A 4504-nucleotide genomic window follows, 5' to 3' on the forward strand; every position below is an offset into this window, starting at 1 on the left:
TAGGCTGACCGATAGTATTATCCACCTTATTGAAGAAGAAATGGCTCGTCGGGTGAATGTCATTCAAATCCCATTAGCCTCAATACCCTTTCTTTGTCATACATTCCCTTTCATACCTTAATTGCTCTTTACCTAATGGATCTATGCTATCAGGATACTGTAATTTAGCTTCATCAAGACAATCCTTCCAAGCTTTTCTTTCTTTATCAGAGAGAGGAAGATTACCATTCCACCATCGGACAAAATAGCTATTACTAGAAAAGGGACAGCCAGATAAAATAAAAATACTCATAAATAAAACTATTATTAATCTCATTCTTAATCTCCTTTGTTTTAATTTCACCAATAATTTTTCATACATTCTCTTAAATATTTTGTTCTTTTTTCCCCTATAGGATCTATGCTATCAGGATACTGTAATTTAGCTTCATCAAGACAATCACTCCAAGCTTGCCTTCTTTCATTAGAGTGAGGGATATTACCATTCCACCATCGGACAAAATAGCTACTACCAGAAAAGGGACAGCCGGATAACATAAAAATACTCAGTAAAATTATTATTAATTTCATTATTCATCTCCTTGTTTAGGTATAACCACTTTTGGTAATGACGGGTTACTTGTTTCATTGATGGTATTCCATATTGCATTAAAATCATCTAAATACTCATTTTTAACCTTATTTTTTTCAGTAACTATTTTTCCCTTTAAATCAATATATTGCCCTTGCTCATTTATAAGATACTCACTCGGTTTCTCCGCAAAATAACTACTATGTGAATAACAGAGTATGCAATCGCCTCCTGTTGTATCATTAAATCCCATTAGACCTAGATTCCACTTATTACCCACAAAATCCGCTTTATGTACGGCTGATTTCGTTACCGCATTCGGATTATTCTCTTTCAAATAACCTGCATAATCTTTGACATTTGTCGCCGTGCCGAAGAAACGGGATTCCCTTATCGGAATATCCTTAAGTCCAATACGGTTTGCTTTTTGTATTGCTACACTTGCCGTTAAACCACCTCGACTATGGTTACTTTTGTCAAGCGTATAGTTATTTTGTTTGACATAATCATAGAGTCTTAAATTGGCTTTTTCTGCGGTCGTTAATGGTAATCTTCCCCCTAATAAATCGTTGATTTTGTCGTAAGCCGCATATAACACCTCCGAAACATAGTTTCCTGTCGGTCTGTTATAAATCACTATCACGCCATCTTTATTCGTTGCCCATTTGTTCTGTTTAATCGCATTTTTTAGTGCATCATCTAATGGATTTAAAATACCGTTATTAGAAAGTGTAATAACACCGCTTATCTCTGACGGTTTAATTTCATTAATATCAAAAATCTGTCTTTTATCACCAATCTGTGCTTTACCATTTTCTGTAGGTCGTTTCGAGCCATCCATATTGTTATCGGCACAATAGAGTGAATCTTGCGTACATTTCACTTTCCATATTTGTTCCGGTGCAGTTGCTGAATTGATAATAGGTGTTGTAACTGCTTCTGTACCGGCATAACTTAATAAGGTATTATTTCCCCAGCCATAAGCCGCACCTAATGCAAGGTTAGCTCCCAAAGCAATTGTGTCGTAAATATCTGCTCTTCTCTCTAGTTCGAGAGATTTTTCCGTGTTGTAGCCTGTTTTTCCATCTATTTCGGTTGTTCGTCGAATTTCTGTTGCTTCTGCTCGAGCATCCTCTGCTTTACTGTAAATATAACCGATTACTTCTTTTCGATTTTTATCGAACTCTTGTGTAACTTTTACCTGATAATCCAACTCGTTTTGTAACTCATCTTTATCAAATTTATTTTCCAACTTACCCGAACGGGTTTCGGCATTGTCGGTGGTCATGTTCGTTTTTACTCCCGCTTTCACTTGCTCAACGGTTTTTCCCGTTTTCGCCAACTGTCCTTGTTCGTCACGAATAATGAGGTTTTGCGTATTGTTCCCCCCCCTTACCCATTAAACCGGCTATTATAAGTTTTGCCGTCTTCACCCGTATAGGTATAGCCGTTTTTCTGTAACACATCGGCTTAATCATTTTGCAAACAAATGCCCATATTTTTTGTCCTTTTCAATGTTGTATCTACCATCATTTCGGATACATTGCGTAGAGATATGGTGTCCCATTTCGCTATCTTGCACTTCGCTATGGAAACGAACAATATCACCACCGTAATTTTTATATCCTAATTGTTGCTTAACAACTTCAAGGTTTCTACTATAACAATCACCAACTTTTTTGTGCCATCGCGAATTACCTGAACAATTCCAGTCCCCGCACCTACCATCAAGCATTAACTGTCCAAGTGATAGCAAATAACCGCAGCCACTTAATCCAAAAACACAAGTAATTAGCATAAAATATTTAAAAAGGATTTTTTTCATACTTTTCTCCATTTGGTTTATTTGGGTTGATTAATTTAGGAATATATTTGTTGATGTATTTACCATTTTCATCTTTTTCGGTCGGTTTGCCCCATTTCCCCTTATAGTCTTTCCAATCTTCTGTTTCTATTTTGTTATTGTTCTTATCAAGGATATATTCACCATTCTTATCCCTTTGGTGCTGTTCAGGCACTTCCGCAAAATACGAACTGTGCGAATAGCAAAATATCCCACAATTTCCTTTTGTTGTGTCATTGGTTCCTAGCAAGAAAGGTATCCATTTGTTCCCCACAAAATCTTTATCATGCACGATTGAGTAGGCTCCGCTGTTATAAGTTTTTCCGTCCGCACTCGTATAGGTATAGCCGTTTTTCTGTAAAACATCGGCATAATCATTCTGTACATTTGTGGCTGTACCATAGAAACAGGATTTCCTTAGGCGTACATTCTCTCTAATTGTTCATTTTCTATATTCATTATATCGATCACAAATTGCTCTAAATTTATAGCAGTATTTATAACTGGCATTAAATACAAACCCTTTATTTCTTAAACAAATGGCATATTTCCTATTTGATTGTTTTTTATTTTCTACGCCTATAACTTCAGGAAAGCCCGAAATATCTCTTATTTCAAACCCTTGAAGAGATTCACGAAAACAGGATACATGAATGTGATCAGGTAAAGGTTCCTTTGTATCTATGTGTCTCCATACATCTTCATTCCAATAAGATGAATAAGCCGGCATTAGATCCCAAACTAAACAACTAGTTATAAAGAACGGGGCAAATAAGTAAATGATAATTCTCATTATTTTCCCTCATTAACTTTATTAAATTCCCTAATACCACCATTAGGATAAATTTTATTTAAAGTATCTCTAGCTTGCTCCCGTTTTCTTTCATCTTCTTGATTATCAATTTTATAAACATACTTCAAATTGTTTATATTCTGATTAGCATCCGAATGTGCTTTACCAAATCCTAACCCCTCCACCTGCTTAGCATTCGGATTGTTTCCTATAAATAATCCTCCTAAACCCTTATAAACCCAATCTCCTTTCACTCCATGATATTCAGTATTTACATCACCAAACAGATCTTTTGCTTGCTTGTCTATTTCAGCAGACGGATAAGAACCACCTAAATGCAAGAAATTAATCTTCGTGTTCTTATATTCATTTCCAATATACTCCGACCAATTCAACATATTTTTATTGCCCGAAACACCCAAACTATGTGCCACATTATTTGCATTTATCGGCGTTTTACCTTGAGCAATTTTGTGAGCATTATATTCATCTAATTTTTTGTTGATTTGGGCGTGATCTCTTGTCGCATTTGATGCACCAAAGATACCCGGCATATTTGCCCAAGCCCTAAAACGTTCGAATACTGTAAACAGAACCTCATTTACATACCCAGCACTACCTCGATTTAAAATTACAGCCGTTTCATCAATTGAAGCCAAATCCTTATCGTATAAAATTGCACTGGATACTTTGTCTTCTCGTTTCAGATTCAGCATTCCCGCTGTTGCAACTTTACTTAAAAGCTGAGCTTGCTCATCAGTTAATATTTTATCTCCATAAATAATGCGTTTAAGTTCTTGTGAATTATCAGCTTTAAAATCTAAACAACTGATATGATTACAATCTTCTATTTTCTTTTGAATAGAAAATACGGAATCCTCATTTTTTTCCATTCGATAATAAATTTCATCTCCTCGCTCGTGAAGATTTTTCACAAAATCTGTCGCTGTTTTTAAATCTCGCTCGACGTCAGATTTTATTTTTTCAATATCCACTTTATTTACCTCCTGATGAAGATTGGTTTTATTAATTTCTTTTGCAGCTTCTTCTGCTGTTTTGCCCGTCAATTGTTGCTGAGTTTGTTCGTCTCGAATAGTGATGTTTTTCGTGTTAATTGAAGCCGTTGTGATACCACTTTCACTGCCTTTATCACTTACTTGACCTAAGAATGATGTTGCCAGTTTTGCAATACCCCAGTTACCTTGAGAAGCCGCTCCAGCAACACCGCCCATCTCTACTTTCGATGAGCCGTCTTGATGGTTGTTTCCGATTTCTTGCAGTTTTACCCCAGCTATTT

At 35.9% G+C, this 4504-nt stretch carries 6 protein-coding genes and 1 pseudogene; all 7 read right to left on the reverse strand.

The genetic code is table 11. The features are described from left to right. Positions 1 to 79 precede the first annotated feature (79 nt). Positions 80 to 316 carry a hypothetical protein gene (locus CFY87_RS11335; protein WP_094947985.1) on the reverse strand — a complete coding sequence of 79 codons (237 nt, stop codon included), beginning with the start codon at positions 314 to 316 and terminating at the stop codon, positions 80 to 82. Between the two features lie 23 nt (positions 317 to 339). Continuing rightward, positions 340 to 570 carry a hypothetical protein gene (locus tag CFY87_RS11340; protein WP_094947988.1) on the reverse strand — a complete coding sequence of 77 codons (231 nt, stop codon included), beginning with the start codon at positions 568 to 570 and terminating at the stop codon, positions 340 to 342. Next, on the reverse strand, positions 570 to 1859 hold the full coding sequence (locus CFY87_RS11345; protein ID WP_143226177.1) for a hypothetical protein: 1290 nt from the start codon (positions 1857 to 1859) through the stop codon (positions 570 to 572). The genes CFY87_RS11340 and CFY87_RS11345 overlap by 1 nt, the downstream gene beginning before the upstream one ends. Before the next feature lie 186 nt (positions 1860 to 2045). Continuing rightward, a complete protein-coding gene (locus tag CFY87_RS11350; RefSeq protein WP_236757433.1) occupies positions 2046 to 2396 on the reverse strand; it encodes a hypothetical protein in 351 nt (116 codons plus the stop codon). Then, positions 2377 to 2706: a hypothetical protein gene (locus tag CFY87_RS11355; RefSeq protein ID WP_201793252.1), complete on the reverse strand. Its 330-nt coding sequence runs from the start codon at positions 2704 to 2706 to the stop codon at positions 2377 to 2379. Before CFY87_RS11355 ends, CFY87_RS11350 begins: the two co-directional genes overlap by 20 nt. 150 nt (positions 2707 to 2856) lie before the next feature. Then, positions 2857 to 3207: a hypothetical protein gene (locus tag CFY87_RS11360; protein ID WP_094947999.1), complete on the reverse strand. Its 351-nt coding sequence runs from the start codon at positions 3205 to 3207 to the stop codon at positions 2857 to 2859. Continuing rightward, positions 3207 to 4504 (reverse strand): annotated as a pseudogene (locus CFY87_RS11365) (hemagglutinin repeat-containing protein); the annotation flags it as partial. The pseudogene CFY87_RS11365 and the gene CFY87_RS11360, both read right to left, overlap by 1 nt.

This window comes from Actinobacillus seminis, assembly GCF_002263215.1.
Lineage (GTDB): Bacteria > Pseudomonadota > Gammaproteobacteria > Enterobacterales > Pasteurellaceae > Actinobacillus_B > Actinobacillus_B seminis.

Coding starts and splice junctions, on each gene's coding strand:
- CFY87_RS11335 (WP_094947985.1), bottom strand. CDS start 316: ATGAGATTAATAATAGTTTTATTTATGAGTATTTTTATTTTATCTGGC.
- CFY87_RS11350 (WP_236757433.1), bottom strand. CDS start 2,396: ATGAAAAAAATCCTTTTTAAATATTTTATGCTAATTACTTGTGTTTTT.
- CFY87_RS11345 (WP_143226177.1), bottom strand. CDS start 1,859: ATGACCACCGACAATGCCGAAACCCGTTCGGGTAAGTTGGAAAATAAA.
- CFY87_RS11340 (WP_094947988.1), bottom strand. CDS start 570: ATGAAATTAATAATAATTTTACTGAGTATTTTTATGTTATCCGGCTGT.
- CFY87_RS11360 (WP_094947999.1), bottom strand. CDS start 3,207: ATGAGAATTATCATTTACTTATTTGCCCCGTTCTTTATAACTAGTTGT.